Below are 22,370 nucleotides of genomic sequence, written 5' to 3'. Positions count from 1 at the left end.
ATATGTCTAAAACGTTCGAGTGGCGAGCCGTAACGGCTCACAGGGCACCGACGGCACGACGGTCGAGGCGCGGCGGTCGGACCGACCGGCGTGCAAATCTCTTTGGGTCGGCGCGTCCAACGGTGGGACATGGGAATCGAACTCTACGCGCTCGACAGCTGTCCGTACTGCGAGAAAGTCCACGACGCGCTCTCGGAGGCGGGCGTCGACTACGAGACGCAGTGGGTCGACGCGCTGCACTCGGAGCGAAACGAGGTCAAGCGCGTGAGCGGGCAGCGCGGCGTCCCGGTGCTCGTCGACGACGACCGCGGCGTGACGATGTCCGAGAGCGAGAACATCCTCCGGTACGTCGACCAGACGCTGGCATGAAGATATACACCGGCCGCGGCGACGAGGGGATGACCGACCTGCGGGACATGACCCGCGTGTCGAAGACGAGCCACCGAATCGAGGCCTACGGGACCGTCGACGAGGTGAACGCGCTCATCGGGACGGTCCGTCCGACCGGCCACGACGACGTGGACGACGTACTTGAAGCCGTCCAGAACCACCTCCACATCGTGCAGGCCGACCTCGCGAACCCCGACCCCGACGAGGGCGACCCGCAGATAGCCGCCGACCACGTGGACGAGCTCGAGGCGTGGATAGACGAGGCCGACGAGGAACTCGACCCGCTCACGTCGTTTATCCTTCCCGGCGGGAGCGAGACGGGGGCCAAACTCCACCACGCCCGCGCGGTGTCGCGGCGGGCCGAGCGCCGCGCCGTCTCGCTGGCGGCCGAAGAACCCGTCAACGAGGAAGTCGTCGCGTACCTCAACCGCCTCTCCGACGCGCTGTTCGTCTTCGCGCGACTGGTCAACACGCGCGACGGGGTACCCGAGGAGTCACCGACGTACTGAGTCCGAGCGGCCGCCGCACCGGCCGGTGTCGGCGCGGTCGCTCGCGAGGATAATGGGACCAGGACGGACGAATCGTGCCCACGGTATCGCCGTCCCGGAAGGGGCCAGACGCTAACTGGGACCGACCACGAAGCGTGGCCTGCGTTCCCAGTTTTAGGTATGCCTAAGAATCACTAAAGTGTATCGCTCTTTCTCAGACATATGACTCTCGGTACCGTATAACATAATCGTGTTCTCGTCGGCGGGACTATCCGGAGGTATGAACCGACATTTCACCGACGCGCGGTACTACTTCCGACGGGGGTTCGAGCACCTGTACGCCGGACTCGACGAGGAGACGGCACCGCTCCGTCGCCGCCTCATGGCGGCGCTCGGGCGCGAAGTCGAAGACGAGGAAGAACCTGCGCCGCAGACGCCGCGGGAACGCGTCGAGTACGGGGCGCGCCGGGCGGCGACGCGGAGTCGGCGGGTCGCCGGGCGGGTTCGGCGTCGCGTGCGGCGACCCGAGTAGGTGTGTCTGCGTCCCGAATCGGGGCACAACGTAAGTCTTAATTGGCGGCGCGGGAAATCGAAATCGTAGCCGGGTTGGTGGTCTAGCCAGGTTATGACGGCTCCTTCACACGGAGCAGGCCGGCGGTTCGAATCCGCCCCAACCCACTTTCTGGTACCTCGCAACGACGAGCGACAGCGAGGAGTCCGTGGTACCGAAAGTGGTGACGGCGGATTCGAAGCAGGGAGCGAACGGAGTGAGCGACCGAGGTTCGAATCCGCCCCAACCCACGTTCTGAGTTCTCGAAACGATAAGTGACAGCGCGTTCACGGAGCCGAAACTGGTCGTCGTCAGTTAATCAAAAAACAAAACCGTCGCCAGCCGAGCGCCTACGCGATATCGTCCAGTGAGACGGCGCTGCCGCGGTCAACCGTAATCCACGACGTGGTCAACTCCTCCGATTTCGGGGAGAACACGGTCAGTTCGGTCGGGTTCTCCGGGTCGTCGTAGATGCATTCGAGGTCGAACACGGGCGCATCCGCCAATTCGTCGGAACTGTGAGGTGCGGCCGTGCTCATCAGATGGAGACGTCCGTCTTGCAGCTCGCACACAGCGCGTCGCCGACCGCCTCCTTCGGGACCGAGGTCCCGCATCGGGGACACCGCGAACGGGTGCGCGAGTACTCCGTGTACGGTGCAATCCGCGAATTCTCGGTGGATTCGCTCATACACAGCCCAATACGGTACTGGTACAAGAAGTTTTGGATATAATGTATGTGATGTCTCGAATTCGACCACGAATGTAACGCCAACTGTATCTACGGTTCTCACTACTCAACGTAACTGGACAATCGGTACCCGTATGAGAAGTCACCCCTTGAGCTCCCGAGTAGTTCAGAGACAGCCAGCGATTCGACACCGTCCCGGTTTCGAAACGCTCAGTCGGCCGCGTCACTCAAACTGTCAGAACGTTCGAATAAACGAGAAGCTACCCCGTTAGCATTGGCGACAAACTCGATTTTCTGACAGTTAACGCGTAGCGTCTCGCGTGAAACATCGTGTTTCGTGAACTGTTGCGGAAAAATCGGTCGAGAGGCCACCAGTATCGGAATCAGAGGCGGACTAACCGTCTACACCGTCAGGTAAGTTGACAGCCAACGCGCGAAACTATTGAAACTATCTCGTCAGCTTTTGCCGGCGGCGTCGGTAGATTGTCATCGCAGACACATGAGCACACGAACACGTATCGCCGGCGTCCTCGTCGTCGTCGCCCTCGTCGCGGCGGCGTCGGGGACCGGTCTGGCGGCGGTCGATACACAGCAGGCACAGGTACAAGAACAGACGCAGACACAGACACAGACGCAGACGCAGACACAGTACTGCACGTATCCGAGCAACGGTACGTATGAGTCGTTCGGGGTGAGCAATCTCTCCGCGCCGTCCGGCGTCGAAGCCAGTGAGCCGGTGACGGTGTCGGCCGATATCACCAATCCGAACGACGTGCCGATGATTCAGTGCGTCGAGTTCCGACTCGAAGGTGACGTGGTCGAACGGACCGGCTGGGCGCTGAACCCCAACGAGACCGAGACCATCGAGTTCGACGTCAACACGACGGACCTCGAAGACGGGACGTACATCCACGGTATCGAGACGCGCGACTTCGGCGAGTTGGCGACGCTCACCGTGGGCGAACAGCCCGAGCCCGAACCCGACGAGCCGACCGCGACGCTCCAGTTCGACGACCAGGAGTCCGACGGCAGTAACGTGACCGTCACGAGCGCGAACCTCTCCGACGGTGGCTACATCGCCATCCTCGACGAGAATGGCTCGGTCGTCGGCGCGACCGACTACCTCGACTCCGGCCCACAGGAGAACGTTACCGTGCCGCTCCTCGAACCGCTGAGCGAGAACGAGAGCGTGAACCTCACGGCGCAGGCGCATCTCGACACCAACGACAACCAGACGCTCGACTTCCTCACCTCCAACGGAACTGAAGACGGCCCGTACACGGTCAACGGCACGCCCGTCACCGATGACGCAGTCGTGACTATCGGTGAGGAACCGACGACGGAGGAACCAACGACCACTGACGACGATGCGGAGACGACGACCACTGACGACGACACGGAGACAGCACCGCCGACCGAGACACCCATCCATAACGAAACGGAGAGCTGAACCGCCGACTACCGGCCGACTCGGACCCACCACCGGGTCGGCTCGGAGCTATTTTCACACGGCGAGCGCCGGCCCGACCGGCCCGACCGAAGTCAGCGACCGAGCGCCGCGAGCAGGCCGTCGGGAACGCTGAGGAACCCGAACCAGACCAACAGCACCACGAGTACGGTGTAGCCGACCGAGATGGCGAAATCCTTGGTGAACCGTCGGGCGGTGTACGGATGTGCCTCCGCCGAGACTGCGTCGACCGCGCCCTTGTGAAGCAGGACGAACCCGATGACGTTCGTCAGCCAGTAGCCCGCGACGACGCCCGGAAGGAACCAGCTTCTGGAGATGAGGCTCACCGCGACGCCGAACGCGTAGGCCAGCGGGAGGTTGACCACGAGGTCGTTCCACCACGAAAGCGGAGATAGAACGAACCCGATAGCGGCCAGAATGCCGCCTTTCACGCGCCGCCGTTCCATCCGGATAGATGTTCGGCCAGCGGTAATAGTATTGTGAGCATATACCACGCGCCGTCTCGGGCGCGGCGGGAGCCGCGAGCGTCAGTCCGCCGCGCTCGGACCGCCGCCGGCGAGCGCCTCGACGAGCGTCGTGAGGTCGGGGACGGTGAGGTTCGGCTCGGGGCCGAACGGGTCCCACGGCGACGCTTTCCGGTCGACCCAGACGCCCTGCATTCCGGCGTGTTGCGCCCCCATCACGTCGAACCAGCCGGCGGTCGCGTGGGCGATTTCGTCGATGGGCGTCCCGGTCCGGGCGGCCGCGTGGCGGTAGATTTCCGCGTCGGGTTTGAACACTCCGACCTCGTCGGCGCTGACGACGCCGTCGAGGAGGTCGCGGATGTCGGCGTGGTCGACCATCGAATCGAGCATCTCGGGGTTCCCGTTGGAGACGACGTAGCAGTCGTAGCCGGCGTCGCGGAGGCGACCGACCGCGTCGCGCACGTCGTCGAACACGTCGAGTTCGTGGTACACCGAGAGAATCGCGTCGCGCTCGCTCGCGGAGACGGACACGTCGTGGGCCTCCAACGCGTACTGGAGCGCCGCGCGGTTGACCTCGTAGAAGGGTTCGTACTCGTCGACGTGGTTGCCGACGAACGTGTATTCGAGCGACCGCGACCGCCACAGCTTCGAGACGGGTTCGGGGTCGTCGACGCGCTCGGCGAGCGCTTTCTCGGCGGCGTCGACATCCACGAGCGTGCTGTACGAGTCGAACGTGACCGTCGAGACGCGGTCGGGGTCGAACGACATACGCGACCCTACGGCGACGCGGATGTTAACGATACGGCGGTCGCGCGGACGCGACGAGAAAAAAGACCGAAGAATGGGTTGGCGCGCCTGACGAGCGCGACGGGCGGGTGGCGGCCGACTCAGTCGCCTCCCTCCCCGTCCTCCCAGAGGGTCACGAGGATGACCACGTCCTGCATATCGAACGCGGGACTGTGCGTGTCGGTCGTTCCGAGTTCGAACAGGAAGATGGCCTGGTTGCTGTCGAGTTCCATCGTCTTCCCGCCGTCGCTGATGTAGGGTGCGACGAACTCGGCGGCGTCGTCCTGTCCGTTGTAGCCCCGTATCCTCGGGACCCGGTCGCCGTCGCGGAGGACCGCGACCTGTCGGTGGTCGACCGACGAGTCGGCGGTGACGTAGCCGTCGGTGGCGGCGATGATGGCGAGCGAGTCACCGGCGTCGCCAGCCACGCTGAACGAGTGCGACCGGCGGTCGTTCACGTCGTCCCAGTCCGCGGAGTGGTGCTGCTCGCCGTCGACGACGAAGGTGACGGAGACGGGAACGGGACCCCGCCCGTCCGTGATGGCGCTGCCGAGCAGTTCGAAATCGCCCGTGAAGGCGTCCGACGGGACGACCTCGCCGTCGTCGATGTCGAAGTCGTCTTCGGGCTCCGGCGTCGACGCGGTGGTGTTTCGGACCTCGTAGCTCTCGCCCATCCCGCGGACTTCCAGCGGGATGGTGACCGTCGCGCCGGGGCCGGACGCCCCGTCGAGGGTGACGGTGACGGTGTCGCCTTCGATTTCGGTCACGTCGTCGGGCGCGGTGTACGTGAAGCTCGCGCGGCCGGACTCGTCGGTGACGGCGGTCGCCCCGGCGGTCGGGGCGACGGTGCCGCCGAGCGGGGTCGACGGGCTGACGGTCAGCGTCGCGCCCGCGGCGGGCGCGCCGTAGCGGTCGAACGCGCGGACGACGAGCGTCTCGCGGCCGCCCGAGGGGACCGCGGCGTCCTCGCCTTCGACCGCGACCGCGTAGGCGGCGGGGTCGGGTTCGACGGCCTCGCCGACGCCGAGACGGGCGACGCGGAAGTCGTAGCGGACGCCCGCGTCGAGTTCGATAGTGACGACCGCGTGGTCGCCGCTGGCGACGTGGGAGACGACTCGCGCGTGGGGTTCCTCGGCCATGAGGTCGACCCACGCGTCCTCCGAGAGGTAGGTCGGCACCGAGATGCGCACCGGGCCGGTGGCGCTGTACACCGGCAGCGACTCGGAGCGCACGGAGACGGGAGCGAGCGCCACGGTGTCGCCGGCAGTCGTGTGGCCGTCGAGGTCGCCCTCGAAGAACACGAGCGTGACGGTCGTGCCGCGGACGAGCGACTGGCGGTGGACGACGGGGGTCCCGTCGGTTTCGAGGTACGAGACGCCGCTTTCGAGCACCATCCGCGCCTCGTCGCGCTCGGCGTAGTCGGCCTCGTAGACGATGGCTCCGGTCTCGTAGGTGCGGGTCGTGCCGTCCCAGAACACCGCTTCGGGACCGACCGCGGAGACGCCCGTGACCGTCACGGCGTCCGCGCCGTCGACCCGGAACGTCCCGACGCTGTCGGGCGGCGAGACCACGAGATACCGCTCGGGGTACGACACGTCCGAGTCGACCGCGACGCGGCTGCCGGCCTCGACGCCGGAGGCGCGGAACACCTGCGAGTCGAGCGACGCGAGGTCGGCCGAGACGCTGGCGCTGTGGTCGGCTTCGTCGCCGGCGGTCCAGACGGGGGTGCCCGCGAGTTGGACCACCGCGATGACCGACACGACCAGCCCGAACGCGAATACTAACCCGAGGATTTCCGAGACGCCGCGGGAGTCGAGAGAGAGGCGAGACATGGCTCAGACCTCCACTTCGGGCGCGTTCAGTTCTGGCGTGTCCTCGTCTTCGATAGAGGAGTCGGGCAGGTAGATGCGGACCGCCGCGGTGATGACCACGTCGTCCTCGGCTGAGATGGCGGCCTCGCGGCCGCTGACCATCCCGCCGTCGGAGGTTATCACCACGTCCGTCTTGGTCGAGGCGATGTTCGCGCCGACGACGAAGACGTTGCCCTCGGCGTCGACGACGATGTCGCCGTCGCCGAGCATGACCACGCCGTTGAGATTGACCCCGCCGCGCGCGGAGACGACGTCGAGCGCGTCGTTGTCCTTGACCCCCGAGAGGCCGGCCCCGGCGAGGTCGACGCCGTCCGTGCCGTCGATTCGGATGTCGCCCTTCCCGCTGATGTCGGCGCTCCGGGCGCTGACGAAGCCGTTCGTCGAGACGATACGGAGGCTGTTGCTGTCCTGTGCGACCGTCACCCCGGCGTTGTCGAGGTCGATGTCGCCGCCGGCCTCGATGGAGAGGCTGGCTTTGCTTCCCTGCGTGACCGACGCGCCGGAAAGGTCGATTTCGTCGCCCGCAACTACGGTGATGTCCTGGCCCGACACCGAGGTGACGCTCACGCCGACCGCGGCCAGCGAGCCGCTTCCGGCGTCGATGTCGATTCGGCTGTTCGAGCCGGTGGCGACGGTGTCGACGTGGAGCGAGACTCCGTCGCCCGCGAAGGTGATGTCGCGGTCGGAGACGATGGTCCCGGTGCTCGGCGGGACGACGATCCGGTCGGTTCCGGCGTCGTATGTCACGTCGCCGCCCGTGCCGGTGTCGTTGACGCGGTAGTCAGCGCCGTCGAACTCGCCGTTTCCGCCGACATCGGCGTAGACGAATCCGGGGTCGTCGACGGCGGCCACGAGCCCGCGGAGCGGGTCGGTGACGCCGCCCTCGCGGAGCTGTACGTCGAAGGTCACGCGGTCGACGGTCGCGCCCGCGGCGTCCTCGACGACCACGTCGAACGCGTCGTTGACGACGCCGTCGACGCTTCCGGTCGCGGTGTAGACGAACGTCGCGCGGCCGTCCGAATCGGTGACGGTCGAGACGGTGCCGGTGTCACGTGCGACGATGCGCCCGCTTTCGGCGGTCAGGCCGGGGCTGGCCGTGACGACCGCGTTGGGGACGGGGTTGTTCTGCGCGTCGCGGACCTCGACGACGGCCCGGTGGCTCGCACCCGGCGGGACGACGGCGTTGTCGCCCTCGACGTCGACGATGTAGGCGGGCGCTTGGAGCGCGCCGGGGGTGTCGATGCCGACCCGCGAGAGCCGCAGGTCGTAGGTCTTGCCGGGTTCGAGTTCGACCGTCAGGGTGTTGGAATCGGTGCCGGTCGCGTAGGCGATAGAGCGGACGTTGGGTTCGTCGGCCAGCAGGTCGCGCCACGCGTCTTCGGAGAGCCGGGTGGGGACCGAGATGGTGATGGGCGCGCCCGCGTCGGTGACGGTGATGTAGTCGGTGCCGGCGCTCAGGGGGACGACGCCGAAGGTGGTCGCCTCGCTCGTCGCGGTGTCGATGTCGCCTTCGAGGAAGACGAGCGACACCTTGGTGCCGTCGACGAGCGACTGGGTCGCGCCGACCTCGCTACCTGCGTAGGCGGTGTACTGCGCGGTCCCCTCGTGGACGAGCGAGGGTTCGCTCTGGAGGTACCGGTAGTCGGGTCGGTAGACGAACTGCTGGGTGTCGAACGCGTGTTCGGAGCCGTCCCAGTAGGTGCCGGTCTCGCCGGTCGCGACCGCGCCGGAGATGCGGGCCGTCGCGGGGTCGGTCGTCCGCAGACTGCCGGAGCCGGCGGCGGGCGAGACGAACAGCGCGCGGGTCGGGTAGTCGACGCCGGCGTCGAGGGTCGCGCGGGTCTGCCGGCCGTCGACCGCCTTCGAGACGCTCTCGTCGAACGCGGCGAAGTCGGTCTCGGCGGCCGTGAGGTGTTCGAACTCGGTCTGTTGGTTCCACGCGGGGACCGCCGAGACCTGCACCATCGCGACGAGCGAGACGACGAGCGCGAACGCGAGCATCGTGCCGAGGATGGCCGAGGCTCCGCGGCGGTCACCGCGGAGGTGCGAGCCGCGGCGGGCCGCGCCCGCGACGAACCCGCACAGTGCGTGCCTGCGGGGCGATTTCGTGTGTTTGGGGGAAGTGTTGTGAGTCATGGCCTTACACCAGTGCGAAGGCGACGAGCGCCAGCGCGGACAGTCCGAGGGCGTACTTCAGCCCGCTGAGGGCGCTGTTGTCGGCCAGTTTGCCGGCGAGGAGCCCGCTGCCGACCGCCTGAATCAGCGCGGAGTGGAAGAACACCACGTGGAAGTTCGTCAGCGGCACCGACGAGATGCCGATGGGGAGCGACTGTCCGTTCGACGCCGTCGTGGGCACGGACATCTCGGCGAGGGGGCCGAGGTAGCTCGCGCCGATCATCAGGATGACGAACAGGTAGACGAAGTACCCGATGACGACGATGGCGATGTACGAGCCCATCGCGCGACGGCGGGACTTCTCCAGTTTGTAGCGGTTGCGGGTGTCCTCCGCGGCGACGCTGAGGACGCGCGAGAGGTCGCCGCTGGTGCGGCCGCCGCTGGCGATGAGCCGGATGACCCGCGAGAGCTGCGGGACGTTGAGCCGGGTGGCGAACGCCATGAGCGCCGCGTGGGCGTCGTGGTTCCAGCGGATGTCGTTGCGGAGCGCGCGGAGTTCGTCCGCGAGCGCGCCGGTCGACCAGCGGGAGACGAGCGCGAGCGACTCGACCAGCGAGATACCCATCTGGTTGGCGCTCGACAGCAGGTTCAGCGTGTCGGGGAAGCGCCGTTCGAGCGTGCGCTCGCGGCGGGTCCGAAGCTCGTGGAACACCGTCAGGGGGACCGCGACGATGGCGAACGGGAGGACGACGAACCAGACCGTCGTGTTGTACGGGTTCGCGAGCATGGCGTCGAGCGTCGGCGTCGCGAGGCCGAGCACGAGGACGCCGACGACCGACAGGAGCGCGAGGGGAACCGTGGCGACCGCCGAGAGGTACGGCTGGCGGCGCATGATGTCGAGCGGGTCGCCGACGAGCGTCCGAAGCTCGTACACCGCGTTTTCCCGGCGGTAGTCGTCGAGTCGCTCGTCGACGAAGCCGCCGTCGGAGGCGACGCCGTCACCGCCCCAGCGGGCCTCGCGGGCGCGCTGGACTTCGCGGCGCATCGCGCCGAGGAAGTCGACCGCGACCGTCCGAAGCTCTTCGAGGACGGTCACGTCGTGTTTCGTCCGGACCGTGTCCTGCGTGTACGGCGAGGAGAGCACGTCCACGAGGAGCAGGAACAGCCCCATCCCCAGCGGGAAGATGAGGTAGTTCAGCGCGTACAGCTGGACGAGCGTGTCGCCGCCGAGGAAGCTGATGACCATCAGCGTGACGATGAGCAGGAGCGGCGCGGCGACGAACGCGGCGACGAACACCTCCGAGAGCATCGACAGCGTCTCGATGAAGTCCTCCTGTTCGTCGCGGGCCTCTTCGAGGTACGTCGCGGACTCGCGGTCGAGGAAGGCGGTCACGTCGCCGCCAGAGTCGAGGACCGAAAGCAGGTCGTCGAGGAACTGCTCGAAGTTAATCGAGGGCGTCAGGTTCCGCGAGTTGCGGAGCGCCGTGAACAGGTCGTTACCGAACAGGTCCATGTCGCGGGCGATCATCTCGAACTCGCGGGACACCTCGCCGTAGTCGGGCGCGTCGGCGACGGAGCGGATGACTTCGAGGAAGCTCATCCCGCCGTGGCTGAGCGCGTACATGTAGACGATGGCGTGCGGGAGCAGGATGTCGATGCTGCGGCCGCGCATCTCGGCGCGGCTCTTGGGGAGGTAGTACCGAGCGTAGTAGGTCCCGGCGGCCGCCAACCCGCCGACGAGGGCGACGAGGGCCGCGCCGAGGATGGGAACCTTGTAGGGGGCAAGCGGGGCGACGTACCCCGTCGCGACGCCGAGGCTCACGGGGCTCGACGCGTTCGCCAGCACGCCCGTGCGGGCGAGGACGAACGTGAGCGCGAGGCCGACGAGCGAGCCGAACGCCGCGGTGACGAGCGCCAGCTTCATCGACTGGGTGAGATACAGGTCGTAGGTCGTGCCCACGCGGGTCTGGTTCAGCCAGCGCTGGAGGTCGCGGTGGCCCGCCGGGTGGCGCTTGAAGTACGTGCGGACGTAGCCGTAGCGCTGGCGCAGTCGTTCGACCTCCTCGGGCGACTCGTCGAAGTGTTCGCGCGGGAAGTACTGCTCGACCTCGTAGTCGGGCAGGGGGACCGAAGTCGACGAGTCAGCGGGCATCGTCGGCCTCCCGGTCGTCGTCGGTCACGGTCTCGTCAGCGTCGTCGGGGTCGTCGGGCGACGCGTCCGAGGCGTCCGCGGCGACAGCGGAATCGGCTTCCGCGTCGTCTGCGCCGGCGTCGGCGTCGTCACCGACGACTTCCCAGTCGGTCCCGACATCGTCGGGGTCATCGGATTCGTCGGCGGCGTCGGGGGTGGCGGCTTCGCTTTCGTCGGCGGCGGGGGCGGCCTCCGCCTCGGCGGCGTCAGCCACCTCATCGTCGTCGGCATCGTCATCCGAGTCGCCGTCCGCGTCGTCGTCTAACTCGATGTCGAACAGGTCCGCGAGCAGACGTTCGGTCTCAGGCGAGACCTCGATTTCGTCGTCGAAGTCGTCGGCCGCGGCGTCGTTTTCGCCCGCCACGGGGTCGTCGCTCTCGTCGGCCTCGCCGTTTTCGTCGACGGAGACTAGCGAGGTCTCGGCGTAGACGCGCGCGAGGAGGCCTTCGCGGTCGCGCTCGAAGCGGCGAATCACGGCCGAGACGGTCAGGTAGTCGTCGAGCGCCGAGGCGGCGATGTACCGGAGCACGTCGGCGCGAACGTCGAGTTCGTATTTGAGGTCGGCTTTCGTCCAGCCGCGCTCGGCGGCGATTTCGTCGAGGACGACCGAGTCACCGACGCGCTCGTGAGCGTCGTTCTCGGGGTTGCGCTTGAACACGTCGCGGAGTTCGACCTCGCCGTCGTCGTGGACGCCGGCGATTTCGGTGACGGCGATGTTCCGGCGGGTCCGGTCGCCGTCGAGGTGAATCTGCTTTTGGACCGAGATGATGTCGAGGTCCGACAGCATCTGGGCGGGCACGCCGAGGGGTTCGTTGCGCATGCGGTGGACCACGCCCTCCGAGGAGTCGGCGTGGAACGTCGTGTACGCGGTGTGGCCCGTGGCGATGGAGTGGAAGAACGTCAGGGCGACGCGCTCTTCCGTGCGAATCTCACCGACCAGCAGGTACTCGGGGCGCTGTCGGAGCGCGGCCTGCAAGAGCGCGTACATCGACACCTCGCCGCGGCCGTCCGCCGTGAACGTGTCGCGGGTGACAGACTGAATCCAGTTGTCGTGCGGGAGGGTGATTTCGCGGGTGTCCTCGATGGAGACGACCTTCGCGTGGCCGGGGACGAAAAAGGACACCGCGTTCATCGAGGTGGTCTTCCCGGAGCCCGTGCCGCCGGCGAAGATGAGCGAGCGGTTGTTCTCGATGGCGAGCCAGAAGTACGCCATCTGCTCGACGCTGAAGGTGTTCCAGCGCACGAGGTCGACCGGCGACAGCGGCACGTCCGAGAACTTCCGGATGGTGAAGTTCGACCCGCGGGTGGCCACGTCGGAGCCGAGAGTCAACTGGACGCGGGAGCCGTCCGGGAGGCTCGCGTCCACGAGCGGGTCGGAGACGGTCACTTGCTTGCCCGCGCGTTGCGCGAGGCGGATGGTGAACGACGAGAGGTCGCCGTCGTCGAAGACGACGTTCGTCGGCACGTCCCGGTAGACGCTGTGGAAGACGTAGACGGGCACGTCGTCGCCGTCACAGGAGATGTCTTCGATGCCGGGGTCGCGCATCACGGGGTCGATGCGGCCGAAGTGGATGAAGTCCCGAAGCAGGAAGTAAAACAGCTTCCAGAGCGACCCGTCTTCGACCGTCGCCGCGTGTTCGGTGATTATCTCGCGGGCCTCGTCGTCGAACACGTCCTCGCGGTCGCCGTCGGCGTCGAGGTCGCGGTACAGGAGGCTGTTGCGCAGAATCTTCGTCAGGTCGTCGCGCACGAAGTCCTCGAAGTCGTCGAGACGCGGTTCGCTCACGTGGTACCGGTGTTCGCGCTTCTCGTGGTCGTACAGGATGGAGACGAACGCGAAGGGCTTGTTCACCCAGTAGTGTTCGACGGCCTCGACGCCCTCGAGGAACGAGAAGTCGAAGAACTGGTCTTCGATGAACGCCTCCGAGGGCGTCGGCGCGAACGCCGTCTCGTCGTCGATTTCGGCGAAGAACGCCTTCACCTCGCGGAGGACGGCCTCCCGGAGCGTTTCCGGGCGGTCTTCGTCCGCCGCTTCGTCGTCGACGAGGTCTTCGACGGGGCCGTATTCGATGCGGTCCGACGCGGGGACCGGTAGTTCACTCGCGCGGGCGGCCATCGCCTCCGGCCCGGTCGTGGGGACCAGTTCGGCGGTGCCGGCACCGTCTGCTCGGAACGATTCTTCGCCATCGAGGCGGTCAGTTTGGGAGTTCTTGTCAGGAGACGCCATTCTCTGGAAATACTGAACGGTAGGAACGGCTGTAAGTATGGAGCGACTAGATGTCCGAATTCGGCCGGTTAGGCCGAGACTACCGCTGAATTCGGGGAACTAACTGGTTCGATTTCGGCGGGGCGAGACCGGCTGTCGCCCCCGAGATGACCCGACGACGGCTGGCAATCGAATGATAGTACTGCTCCTCGCGGCCGACAGCACCGGCCGACGCGTCGGCAAGAAACGGTGATATTCGTCGAGAGAGGGGAGTTACCAATGGTCATAGGCCGTCTGCCGGCGGAATTCGCTCCTTCAGCCCCGTCGTGGCCTTGCGATTTCGGTCCTTCCTCGCGGGTGGAAACGGGACGAACCTTCAAGAGAAGCGGCGTTGTATGTAAGGATGTATTATGGATATTGCTGATATCGCCACTCCTGATTTCATCGAGGTCGACGTTAACGAGCGATTAGGCAAAGTCCGCTCCATCTTCGAGCGGGAAAACCCTAAGGGCATCATCGTTCAGGACGACGGCGAGTACGCGGGCGTCATCGGTGAGAAGCAGCTCATCAACTCGCACGTCGAAGACAACACCAAAGCGGCCGCGCTGACGAAGGCCGTCCCCAAGATAGACCGTCACGAGAACGTGCGCGAGGTCGCGCGCATGCTCGTCGAGGGCGACACGAAGGTCGCGCCGGTCTACGAGGGCGAAAAACAGTACGGCATCATCACGCAGGACGCCATCCTCGAAGCCGTGCTCGACAACCTCGACGCGCTGACCGTCGAGCAGATTTACACCGACGACGTGGTCACCGTCGGCGAGCGCGACCACCTCGGGCAGGCCATCAACCGCCTCCGCGAACACGGCGTCTCGCGGCTGCCGGTCGTCAACGACGAGGGCCGCCTCGAAGGTATCCTGACCACCTACGACCTCGTCGAGTTCATGGTGCGCGACGAGGGTCGGCAGGGCAAACAGGACCGCCGCGGCGACACCGACCGGATGCTCGACCTCCCGGTCTACGACCTGATGACCAGCCCGGCGCGCACGGCGACGCCCGACGAGAGCGTCCGCGACGCGGTCGCGCGCATGCTGGAACACGACATCGCCGGGCTGGTCGTCACGCCCGCCGACGACGACGGCGAGGTGCTCGGCGTCGTGACGAAGACCGACGTGCTCCGCGCGCTCACCTACACCGAAGAAGAGCAGATGGACGTGCAGGTCACGAACATCGGCCTCATCGAAACGCTGAGCCGCGCCGACATCAACTCGGCTATCACCGAGGTCGCGGACAAGTACCAGCGGATGAGCGTGCTCCACGCCCACGTCCGCTTCCACGAGCACAAAGAGAAGCTCCGCGGCACGCCGCTCATCCAGTGCCAGATTCGGCTCCGCACGAGCCACGGGCAACTGGCGGGCAGCGGCGAGGGTTACGGCGCAGAACACGCGTTCCACGTCGCGCTCGACAAGCTCGAACGCAACGTGCTCGAAGTCAAGGGCTTCGAGGCCGACGAGCGCTACCGCGGCCAGCTGCTCCGCAAGCTCAACGAGCTGTAAGCCGTAGCCTCGCCGGCACTCACCGGCCCGAACGGGAACGAGAACGGGAACGGAAATCGGAGACAGGAGCGGGATTCGGCCGGGTCGTCTCCCCGGCCGCGTCGACCCCTTTTCTACACGTCAGTCGCGGAGAGCCCGCGGTCGGTTATCTTGAACGTCGCCGTCTCTCCGGCGGGTTTCGCGCGGTGTTTCTCCAGCGTCGCCCGGCGGTTGCCGCCGCGGAAGCGGTCGAGGCGGACGACGGTCCCCGTCCAGTGTTCGAGGGTGTGGCCGCCGAGCGCGCGCGTCCGGTCGGAGTCGGGGTCGGCGTACACCTGGTTCGTCAGGACGACCGCGAGGTCGTGTTTGCGCGCGAGCGACAGCAGGTGGGTGACCTGCCGGGCCACCCGGCGCAGCGCCTCGCCGCCGTCGCCCTCGGCGGTCCGTTCGAGCCGGTAGAACCCGGTCGCGGAGTCGAGGACGATGAGGTCGGCGCTGGCGGCGAACTCCTCGGCGTCGCGGACGGCCTGCTCTTGGTCCTCGAAGTCGTACGCCTCGCTTATCATCAGCCGCGAGGTCACAGACTCCACGTCCTCGGGGGCGACCGCCTCCGCGAGCTGTTGGAAGCGGTCGACCGACAGGCCCTCGGTGTCGATGTAGACGACGGTGCCGCCCGCGGCGGCGACCCGGACCGCCGCCGAGAGCGCGACGTTCGTCTTGCCGGCCGCGGAGGGACCGTACACCTGCGTGACGGTGCCGCGTTCGAACCCGCCGTCGAGGAGGTCGTCGAGCGCGTCACAGCCGGTGGAGACTGACTCTGTCACGTCAGGAGGTGAGTGCCACCGGCCGAAAAAGACCCCGGTCCACCCCGGTCGTCGCCGGGCCGCCGCCGGCGCGTTCCGGCATCGCGTAGTCACCGAGTCGACGCCGGCTCCCGACCGCCGCGAGCGCCTCGCGCACAACGCTTTATTCGTCGCCGTCGCCAAGAGGCCCCCGTGATAGTCGTCGCCACCGCGGACTTCGACCTCTACCACGAGGCCGTGTCCGAACTCCGGAGCCGAGGTGTCACGTTTACGACCGTCGAGCCGGGCGACTCGCTTCCCGAGCGGGCGCGCGTCCTCCTCACCGGCCCGGACGACGACCTCGACGGCACGGGCTCCGACGGGAACGTGACCCGCGTGACCGCCACGGGCGACGACGTGCGCCGGGCCGTCGACGAGGCGCTCGCGAGCCTCCGCGGCGACGGCGGACAGACCGTCGTCGGCGTCGACCCCGGAACGAGACCGGGCATCGCGGTCCTCTCGGGCGAGACGGTCGTCGCCGCGTTCCACGTCCCGCTTGCGGACGCCGTCGAGGTCATCCGAGAGGAGACCGACGACGCGGTCGACCCCGTGGTTCGCATCGGCGACGGCGCGCGCTTACAGGGCGCGAAGCTCATCAACGAACTCGACGGCGTCGCGGTCGAACTCGTCGACGAGACCGGGACGACGCCGTACCTCGGCAGCGGCGCGCGCGGCATGGGCGACGTGCTCGCCGCGGTGAACATCGCCCGCCGGGACGGCGAGCGCATCGAATCCCGCGAGATAGAGCCGACCGAGGGCGAACTGACGCGCATCAAGGCGCGCTCCCGGGAGGCATCCGAAGACAACCGCACCATCGACGAGGACCTCGCGCGGCGCGTCGCCGGCGGCGAACTGAGCATCGACGAGGCGCTGGACGAACACCGCTCGCGCGAGGAATGAGCGTCCGCGGCGGCGGTTTCGACGCCGTTAACGGCTGCCTAACGGTCCGCTACGAGACCGAGGAGTCCCCTGAGAGTTCGAGTGGTCGGCGGAAAAAGAACGCTGTTAACCCGACTCTCGGTTTATGAGACGCGCCGCGTCGGGTTCATAGCTACGTTCCACCGGCTTCTGACGCCACCGCGTCGACGGCGCGGCGCATGATTTCACGGACCGGAACCCCGGTCTCGTTCGCCACCGTGAGCGCGTCGTCGTACTCGGCGCTTCGGTCGTAGACGACGCCGTCGGCGTCGCTGGCGACCTTCACGCTCACCTCGTAGTCGTCGCCGTCGATGTCGAGCGTCGCCGTCTCGAACTCGCGGCGGGCGGTCCAGCGGTGGCCCGCGCCGTGCTCGCGGATGCCGAGCGTGCCGGTCTCGACCGCGAGGCGGTACGCGACGCGCTCGGCGTCTTCCGGCTTGACCACGACCTTGACGAGGTGGCCGGGGCGGGACTTCTTCATCGTCGTCGGGACGATGGTCACGTCGCGCGCGCCGGCGTCTTTCAGGGTCGCTTGGAGGCCGCCGAGGACTTCGGGTGGCGCGTCGTCGAGGTTCGTTTCGAGGACGGTAATCTCGTCGCGGACGAGCCGCGAGCCGCCGTCGCCGACGACCGCGCGGAGGACGTTCGGGTGGTCGGGGAACTCCCAGCCGCCGGCCCCGTAGCCCGACGACTCGACCGACATCGACGGGAGCGTCTCGACGCCCTCGGCGAGGTGCGCGAGGATGGCCGCGCCCGTGGGGGTGAGCAGTTCGGCCTCGACGGGGCCGCCGCGGACCGACCAGTCGGCCGCCGCGGTGATGTTGACCACGGCGGGCGCGGGGACCGGGTAGGTTCCGTGGCTCATCTCGGTCTCGCCGCCGCCGACGGCGACCGGGCCGGTGACGACGCGGTCGACGCCGAGGTCGTCGAGGAGGAGACAGACCCCGACCACGTCGGCGACGGCGTCGTCCGCGCCGACCTCGTGGAAATGGGTCTCGTCGAGGTCCGTGCCGTGGACCTCGGCCTCGGCCTCGCCGAGCACGCGGAAGATGGCCGTCGCGTCCGCGACGACGCCCGGCGGGAGATTCATCGATTCGACGAGGTCGACGACCTCGGGGTAGGTCCGGTGCGGGCCGTGACCCTCGGCGTGGGTGTGGTCGTCGTGGGAGTGGTGGTGTTTGTGGTCGTCGTGAGAATGCGGGTGACTGTGGTCGTGGCCCTGCGAATATCCGTGGCTGTCGTCGCCGTCGTGGTGAGTCTGCTCCTCGTCGTGAGCGTGGTCGTGGTGGTGGTACTGGTGCTGATGGCTGTGTTCGGCGTCGTCGCGGTCGCCACCGTCGTCGGAGTCTGCTCCGTCGTCGCCGTCGGCGCGCAGGCGTCGGTGGTCGTCGCCGTGACCCTCGCCGCGGGGGTCGCCCCCGTCGGCCTCCGCGAGGAGCACGTCCACCTTGGTCGCGAGGATACCGTTTTTGTCGACCTCGTGGACGCGGTAGGTCACGTCGAGGGCGTCTTCGACGGGCGAGAGGACCGACGGGTCAGCGCCGGCGGCGACGAGCGCGCCGAGGAGCATATCGCCGCTGGCACCCATCCGGCCGTCGAACGCGAGGAGTCGCATGCGTAAACCGTGGTGTTCGAGCGTAAAAACGCCAGCCATCGACGCGCCGTTCCCTGTCCAGTCGGCAGGGATTAGTAGCCGCCCGCCCTACGGTGTGCTAGGCTGTAACCACGAGAGGACGCTGCCTCGGGGCGACCGGGGAAGGACTTATCCGATGGCCTCTCACAGGTATCAGCATCCCCGCGAGGTAATCATGAACGAAGTCCAACTCGAAGTGGCGAAAGCGTACCCGAACGACTCGGGGCGCGGTATCGCCCGTCTTGATCCGGACACCTTGCTCCATCTCAAGCTCTCGCCGGGAGACATCATCGAGATCGAGGGAGGAAAAACGACCGCCGCGAAGGTGTGGCGGGCAGACCGGCAGGACTGGAACACGGATACGGTCCGCATCGACGGGTTCACGCGGCAGAACGCCGACGTGGGCATCGGTGAACGGGTCACTATCCGCAAAGCAGAGGCTACGAAGGCCGACAAACTCGTGCTCGCGCCGCCGGAGGAGGCGAGCGTGCAGTTCGGGTCCGACGCGGCCGGCATGGTCAAACGGCAGATTCTCAAGCGACCCGTGGTCGAACGTGACATCGTCCCGGTGATGTCGAGTACGAACCATCCGTTTATGCGGTCGCCCGGACAGGCGATTCCGCTCATCGCCGTCGAGACGAAACCCGAGGGCGTCGTCCTCGTCACCGAGGACACTGATGTCGAACTCCGCGAGGAGCCCATCTCCGGCTTCGAGAAGGCCGGCGGCGGCATCACCTACGAAGACATCGGCGGGCTGACCAACGAGATTCAGCGCGTCCGCGAGATGGTCGAACTGCCGATGAAGCACCCCCAGATATTCAAGAAACTGGGCATCGAGCCCCCGCAGGGGGTGTTGCTCCACGGCCCGCCGGGCACCGGGAAGACGCTTCTCGCCCGCGCGGTCGCCAACGAGACTTCGGCGAGTTTCTTCTCTATCGCGGGGCCGGAGATCATCTCGAAGTACTACGGCGAGTCAGAACAGCAGCTCCGCGAGATATTCGAGGACGCCAAAGAGGAGTCGCCGAGCATCATCTTCATCGACGAGCTCGATTCCATCGCGCCCAAGCGCGAGGACGTGACCGGCGAGGTCGAACGCCGGGTCGTCGCCCAGCTGCTGACGATGATGGACGGGCTCGAAGCCCGCGGACAGGTCATCGTCATCGCGGCGACGAACCGCGTCGACTCGGTCGACCCCGCGCTCCGACGCCCCGGTCGCTTCGACCGCGAAATCGAAATCGGCGTTCCGGACGAGGAGGGTCGCAAGGAAATCCTCCAGATTCACACCCGCGGGATGCCGCTTTCGGACGACGTGGACCTCGACGACCTCGCCGACGACACCCACGGCTTCGTCGGCGCGGACATCGAGGCGCTGACCAAGGAGGCCGCGATGAAGGCGCTGCGGCGCTACCTCCCCGAAATCGACCTCGACAGGGAGGACATCCCCCCGAGTCTCATCGACCGCATGGTCGTCAAGAACGACGACTTCGGCGGCGCGCTCGGCGAGGTCGAACCCTCGGCGATGCGCGAGGTGCTCGTCGAGATTCCGAAGGTGACGTGGAACGACGTGGGCGGGCTCGAAGGGCCCAAACAGAAGGTCCAAGAGAGCGTCGAGTGGCCGCTGACGACCCCCGAGAAGTTCCAGCGGATGGGTATCGAGGCTCCGAAAGGCGTGCTCCTCTACGGGCCGCCCGGCACGGGCAAGACCCTGATAGCGAAGGCCGTCGCCAACGAGACGAACGCGAACTTCATCTCGGTGCGCGGCCCGCAGCTGCTGTCGAAGTGGGTCGGTGAGTCGGAGAAGGCGATTCGGCAGACGTTCCGCAAGGCGCGGCAGGTCTCCCCGACCATCATCTTCTTCGACGAGCTCGACGCGCTCGCCCCGGCCCGCGGCAACGACATGGGCAACAACGTCTCCGAGCGCGTCGTCAACCAGCTCCTGACGGAGTTAGACGGCCTCGAAGACGCGGGCAACGTCATGGTCATCGCGGCGACCAACCGCCCGGACATGATCGACCCCGCGCTCATCCGCTCGGGCCGGTTCGACCGCCTCGTGCTCATCGGCCAGCCCGAAGAGGAGGGCCGCGAGCAGATTCTCGACATCCACACGCAGCAGAGTCCGCTCGCGCCGGACGTGAGCCTCCGCGAAATCGCGGAGATAACCGACGGCTACGTGGGCTCCGACCTCGAATCCATCTGCCGCGAGGCGGCCATCGAGGCGCTCCGCGAGGACTCCGACGCCGAAGAGATAGAGATGCGCCACTTCCGCAAGGCGATGGAGTCGGTCCGCCCGACCATCACCGAGGAACTGATGCGCTACTACGAGGACATCCAAGACCAGTTCAAAGGCGGCTCCCGCGAGGGCCTGTCGCCCGACACCCGCGACGGCGGCCGCATCGGCTTCCAGTAAGCCCGGCGGCCGGCGTTCTGCGGTCGTGTTGTTCTCGCAATGTTCGAAGAAGAGAGCGACGCGTCGGTACGCGTCGGTTCGAGACGCCCGCTCAGAACAGCAGCGAGTCGTCGTTGTCTATCATGTAGAGCGTCCGCGCCGCGACGTTGACGGCGTGGTCGCCGATGCGTTCGAGGTCGCGCACCGTCAGCAGGAGTCGGCGCACGTCGACGAGGGCGGTCTCGGGGTCGAGGTCGCCGTCGCCCTCGAAGTCGTCGCCGCTCATGAGGTCGCGGACGATGCTCTGGGAGGCGGTGTCGCACATCGCGTCGAGGTCATCGTCGCGCTCCGCCACGGAGCGACAGAGGTCGGTGTCCTCGGACTCGTAGGCGTCCATCGCCTGGTCGACCATGTCGAGGGCGGCGTCGCCGATGCGGCGGATGTCGACTTCCGCGAACACGTCGTTTTCCGCGTCGATGGCGTACTGCGCGAGGTTGGTCGCGAGGTCCCCGATGCGTTCGAGGTCGGTGATGATTTTGAACGACGCCGCGATGAACCGCAGGTCGCCCGCGACCGGCTGTTGGAGCGCGAGCAGGTCGATGCAGTCCTGTTCCAAGTCGAGGTAGATGCGGTTGATTTCGTGGTCGCCCTCGATGACTTCCTGTGCCTTCCGCTCGTCTTTGTCTTCGAGCGCGTCGAGGGCGTACCGGACCCGTTCGGCGGCGAGTTCGCTGAGGTACAACACGTCCTCTTCGAGCTGATTGAGGCGAGATTGGTACGTGTTTCTGGCCATACGTAGCGTTCCGACAGGCGAAGTGAAATTCCTTGTGATGGTTTCGGTGGCCGCGCCGCCGATACCACCCGAACGACCGTGTCGGATGCGCGACGGCGGGACGCGGCCGTCGCTCCGCGGGTACGAATCGAACGTCGCACAGAAGCGACCCGAGGGTCGGGCGAGCGCCGGTGAGCGCCGGCGACGGAGTTATCCGAACTTGCCGGTGATGTAGTCTTCGACGCGCTGGCTCTCGGGGTTTTCGAAGATTTTCTGGGTGTCGTCGAACTCGACGAGTTCGCCGCCGGTGAGGAAGACGGCGGTCTTGTCGGAGATGCGCGCCGCCTGCTGCATGTTGTGGGTGACGATGACGACCGTGTAGTCCTCGGCGAGCTCCTCGACGAGGTCTTCGATTTGCGAGGTCGCCACGGGGTCGAGCGCCGACGCGGGCTCGTCCATGAGCAGCACCTCGGGGTCGGTCGCGATGGCGCGGGCGATACAGAGGCGCTGTTGTTGGCCGCCGGAGAGGTCGAGTCCGGACTCGTGGAGGCGGTCTTTCACCTCGTCCCAGAGGGCGGCGCGCTTGAGCGACTCCTCGACGACCGCGTCGTAGTCGGCGTCGATGCCCTGAATCTTCAGGCCGTAGACGACGTTCTCGTAGATGCTCTTGGGGAACGGGTTCGGCTTCTGGAACACCATGCCGACGCGGCGGCGGAGGGCGACGGGGTCGACGTCGTCGTCGTAGACGTTCTTCCCGCGGAGCGTGAGTCGGCCCTCGACGCGGGCGACGTCGATGAGGTCGTTCATGCGGTTGATACAGCGGAGGAACGTGGACTTCCCGCAGCCGGAGGGTCCGATCATGGCGGTCACGCTGTTTTCGGGGATGTCCATCGTGATGTCGGTGAGCGCGTGGTCGTCGCCGTACCAGACGTTGATGTCCTCGGAGCTGATGACCGTCTCGACCCCTTGACTCACCGAGTTCCCCGACGCAGAGAGCCCGTCGCTCACGTCGGTTTCGACGAGCATCTCGTCGTTCGTCGGGTCCTCTGTTCCGTTCATGGCTTGCTGTT

19 protein-coding genes and 1 tRNA gene are annotated in these 22,370 nt (G+C 67.0%); 8 read left to right on the top strand and 12 right to left on the bottom strand.

Going from position 1 to position 22,370, the window contains the following annotated elements:
- The first annotated feature begins 129 nt into the window (after positions 1–129).
- The 4 genes from HVO_RS16240 to HVO_RS16225 all read left to right on the top strand — a co-directional run bounded on the left by HVO_RS16240 (position 130) and on the right by HVO_RS16225 (position 1,556).
- Positions 130–369, top strand: a complete 240-nt coding sequence (locus HVO_RS16240) for a glutaredoxin family protein (RefSeq protein ID WP_004042285.1) — start codon at positions 130–132, stop codon at positions 367–369.
- Positions 366–899 (top strand): cob(I)yrinic acid a,c-diamide adenosyltransferase, encoded by a 534-nt coding sequence (locus HVO_RS16235; RefSeq protein ID WP_004042284.1) that lies wholly within the window; start codon positions 366–368, stop codon positions 897–899. The genes HVO_RS16240 and HVO_RS16235 overlap by 4 nt, the downstream gene beginning before the upstream one ends.
- Before the next feature lie 259 nt (positions 900–1,158).
- Positions 1,159–1,410 carry a hypothetical protein gene (locus HVO_RS16230; protein WP_004042283.1) on the top strand — a complete coding sequence of 84 codons (252 nt, stop codon included), beginning with the start codon at positions 1,159–1,161 and terminating at the stop codon, positions 1,408–1,410.
- Positions 1,411–1,481: 71 nt separating this feature from the next.
- Positions 1,482–1,556: transfer RNA gene (locus tag HVO_RS16225), tRNA-Val, on the top strand.
- A gap of 222 nt (positions 1,557–1,778) precedes the next feature.
- On the opposite strand, the gene HVO_RS16220 is transcribed toward HVO_RS16225, so the two are convergent.
- Positions 1,779–1,967 (bottom strand): DUF7511 domain-containing protein, encoded by a 189-nt coding sequence (locus HVO_RS16220; RefSeq protein ID WP_013035537.1) that lies wholly within the window; start codon positions 1,965–1,967, stop codon positions 1,779–1,781.
- Positions 1,967–2,116, bottom strand: a complete 150-nt coding sequence (locus tag HVO_RS21060) for a hypothetical protein (RefSeq protein ID WP_171810347.1) — start codon at positions 2,114–2,116, stop codon at positions 1,967–1,969. The genes HVO_RS16220 and HVO_RS21060 overlap by 1 nt, the downstream gene beginning before the upstream one ends.
- 499 nt (positions 2,117–2,615) lie before the next feature.
- Between HVO_RS21060 and HVO_RS16215 the strand changes: the two genes are divergently transcribed.
- The gene (locus HVO_RS16215) at positions 2,616–3,566 is read left to right on the top strand and encodes a DUF7282 domain-containing protein (protein WP_004042280.1); all 951 of its coding nucleotides are present in this window, start codon (positions 2,616–2,618) and stop codon (positions 3,564–3,566) included.
- Between the two features lie 92 nt (positions 3,567–3,658).
- On the opposite strand, the gene HVO_RS16210 is transcribed toward HVO_RS16215, so the two are convergent.
- From HVO_RS16210 to HVO_RS16185, 6 genes are all read right to left on the bottom strand, one after another.
- Positions 3,659–4,030: a hypothetical protein gene (locus tag HVO_RS16210; RefSeq protein ID WP_004042279.1), complete on the bottom strand. Its 372-nt coding sequence runs from the start codon at positions 4,028–4,030 to the stop codon at positions 3,659–3,661.
- An 81-nt stretch (positions 4,031–4,111) separates the two neighbouring features.
- Entirely contained in the window at positions 4,112–4,816 is a 705-nt protein-coding gene (locus HVO_RS16205; protein ID WP_004042278.1) for a haloacid dehalogenase type II, read from the bottom strand.
- A gap of 119 nt (positions 4,817–4,935) precedes the next feature.
- Positions 4,936–6,666 carry an Ig-like domain-containing protein gene (locus HVO_RS16200; protein WP_004042277.1) on the bottom strand — a complete coding sequence of 577 codons (1,731 nt, stop codon included), beginning with the start codon at positions 6,664–6,666 and terminating at the stop codon, positions 4,936–4,938.
- 3 nt (positions 6,667–6,669) lie between these two features.
- Complete coding sequence (locus HVO_RS16195; protein ID WP_004042276.1) at positions 6,670–8,841, bottom strand: hypothetical protein; 2,172 nt, start codon at positions 8,839–8,841, stop codon at positions 6,670–6,672.
- A 4-nt stretch (positions 8,842–8,845) separates the two neighbouring features.
- On the bottom strand, positions 8,846–10,972 hold the full coding sequence (locus HVO_RS16190; protein ID WP_004042275.1) for a type II secretion system F family protein: 2,127 nt from the start codon (positions 10,970–10,972) through the stop codon (positions 8,846–8,848).
- Positions 10,962–13,238 (bottom strand): type II/IV secretion system ATPase subunit, encoded by a 2,277-nt coding sequence (locus HVO_RS16185; RefSeq protein WP_004042274.1) that lies wholly within the window; start codon positions 13,236–13,238, stop codon positions 10,962–10,964. Before HVO_RS16185 ends, HVO_RS16190 begins: the two co-directional genes overlap by 11 nt.
- Positions 13,239–13,627: 389 nt before the next feature.
- Here HVO_RS16185 and HVO_RS16180 point away from each other — a divergent pair, with 389 nt between their 5' ends.
- The gene (locus HVO_RS16180) at positions 13,628–14,770 is read left to right on the top strand and encodes a CBS domain-containing protein (RefSeq protein ID WP_004042273.1); all 1,143 of its coding nucleotides are present in this window, start codon (positions 13,628–13,630) and stop codon (positions 14,768–14,770) included.
- 113 nt (positions 14,771–14,883) lie between these two features.
- On the opposite strand, the gene radB is transcribed toward HVO_RS16180, so the two are convergent.
- Positions 14,884–15,573 carry a DNA repair and recombination protein RadB gene (radB, locus tag HVO_RS16175; protein ID WP_004042272.1) on the bottom strand — a complete coding sequence of 230 codons (690 nt, stop codon included), beginning with the start codon at positions 15,571–15,573 and terminating at the stop codon, positions 14,884–14,886.
- A 171-nt stretch (positions 15,574–15,744) separates the two neighbouring features.
- Between radB and HVO_RS16170 the strand changes: the two genes are divergently transcribed.
- On the top strand, positions 15,745–16,491 hold the full coding sequence (locus HVO_RS16170; RefSeq protein ID WP_004042271.1) for a hypothetical protein: 747 nt from the start codon (positions 15,745–15,747) through the stop codon (positions 16,489–16,491).
- 151 nt (positions 16,492–16,642) lie between these two features.
- Here HVO_RS16170 and larC read toward each other — a convergent pair whose 3' ends face one another.
- Entirely contained in the window at positions 16,643–18,124 is a 1,482-nt protein-coding gene (gene larC, locus HVO_RS16165) for a nickel pincer cofactor biosynthesis protein LarC (RefSeq protein ID WP_004042270.1), read from the bottom strand.
- A 193-nt stretch (positions 18,125–18,317) separates the two neighbouring features.
- Between larC and HVO_RS16160 the strand changes: the two genes are divergently transcribed.
- On the top strand, positions 18,318–20,549 hold the full coding sequence (locus tag HVO_RS16160) for a CDC48 family AAA ATPase (RefSeq protein WP_004042269.1): 2,232 nt from the start codon (positions 18,318–18,320) through the stop codon (positions 20,547–20,549).
- Between the two features lie 91 nt (positions 20,550–20,640).
- Here the strand turns inward: HVO_RS16160 and phoU are convergent, their stop codons facing one another.
- Positions 20,641–21,321 carry a phosphate signaling complex protein PhoU gene (gene phoU, locus HVO_RS16155; RefSeq protein WP_004042268.1) on the bottom strand — a complete coding sequence of 227 codons (681 nt, stop codon included), beginning with the start codon at positions 21,319–21,321 and terminating at the stop codon, positions 20,641–20,643.
- A gap of 189 nt (positions 21,322–21,510) precedes the next feature.
- Positions 21,511–22,359, bottom strand: a complete 849-nt coding sequence (gene pstB / locus HVO_RS16150) for a phosphate ABC transporter ATP-binding protein PstB (RefSeq protein WP_004042267.1) — start codon at positions 22,357–22,359, stop codon at positions 21,511–21,513.
- Positions 22,360–22,370 lie beyond the last annotated feature (11 nt).

Source organism: Haloferax volcanii DS2, assembly GCF_000025685.1.
GTDB classification, from domain to species: domain Archaea; phylum Halobacteriota; class Halobacteria; order Halobacteriales; family Haloferacaceae; genus Haloferax; species Haloferax volcanii.
This window is presented reverse-complemented; position numbering and strand designations above follow the sequence as displayed.

Bases quoted from the DNA above. Each gene is read 5' to 3' on its own strand.
- HVO_RS16240 (WP_004042285.1), top strand. From the start codon at position 130: ATGGGAATCGAACTCTACGCGCTCGACAGCTGTCCGTACTGCGAGAAA.
- HVO_RS16235 (WP_004042284.1), top strand. From the start codon at position 366: ATGAAGATATACACCGGCCGCGGCGACGAGGGGATGACCGACCTGCGG.
- HVO_RS16230 (WP_004042283.1), top strand. From the start codon at position 1,159: ATGAACCGACATTTCACCGACGCGCGGTACTACTTCCGACGGGGGTTC.
- HVO_RS16220 (WP_013035537.1), bottom strand. From the start codon at position 1,967: ATGAGCACGGCCGCACCTCACAGTTCCGACGAATTGGCGGATGCGCCC.
- HVO_RS21060 (WP_171810347.1), bottom strand. From the start codon at position 2,116: ATGAGCGAATCCACCGAGAATTCGCGGATTGCACCGTACACGGAGTAC.
- HVO_RS16215 (WP_004042280.1), top strand. From the start codon at position 2,616: ATGAGCACACGAACACGTATCGCCGGCGTCCTCGTCGTCGTCGCCCTC.
- HVO_RS16210 (WP_004042279.1), bottom strand. From the start codon at position 4,030: ATGGAACGGCGGCGCGTGAAAGGCGGCATTCTGGCCGCTATCGGGTTC.
- HVO_RS16205 (WP_004042278.1), bottom strand. From the start codon at position 4,816: ATGTCGTTCGACCCCGACCGCGTCTCGACGGTCACGTTCGACTCGTAC.
- HVO_RS16200 (WP_004042277.1), bottom strand. From the start codon at position 6,666: ATGTCTCGCCTCTCTCTCGACTCCCGCGGCGTCTCGGAAATCCTCGGG.
- HVO_RS16195 (WP_004042276.1), bottom strand. From the start codon at position 8,841: ATGACTCACAACACTTCCCCCAAACACACGAAATCGCCCCGCAGGCAC.
- HVO_RS16190 (WP_004042275.1), bottom strand. From the start codon at position 10,972: ATGCCCGCTGACTCGTCGACTTCGGTCCCCCTGCCCGACTACGAGGTC.
- HVO_RS16185 (WP_004042274.1), bottom strand. From the start codon at position 13,238: ATGGCGTCTCCTGACAAGAACTCCCAAACTGACCGCCTCGATGGCGAA.
- HVO_RS16180 (WP_004042273.1), top strand. From the start codon at position 13,628: ATGGATATTGCTGATATCGCCACTCCTGATTTCATCGAGGTCGACGTT.
- larC (WP_004042270.1), bottom strand. From the start codon at position 18,124: ATGCGACTCCTCGCGTTCGACGGCCGGATGGGTGCCAGCGGCGATATG.
- HVO_RS16160 (WP_004042269.1), top strand. From the start codon at position 18,318: ATGAACGAAGTCCAACTCGAAGTGGCGAAAGCGTACCCGAACGACTCG.
- phoU (WP_004042268.1), bottom strand. From the start codon at position 21,321: ATGGCCAGAAACACGTACCAATCTCGCCTCAATCAGCTCGAAGAGGAC.
- pstB (WP_004042267.1), bottom strand. From the start codon at position 22,359: ATGAACGGAACAGAGGACCCGACGAACGACGAGATGCTCGTCGAAACC.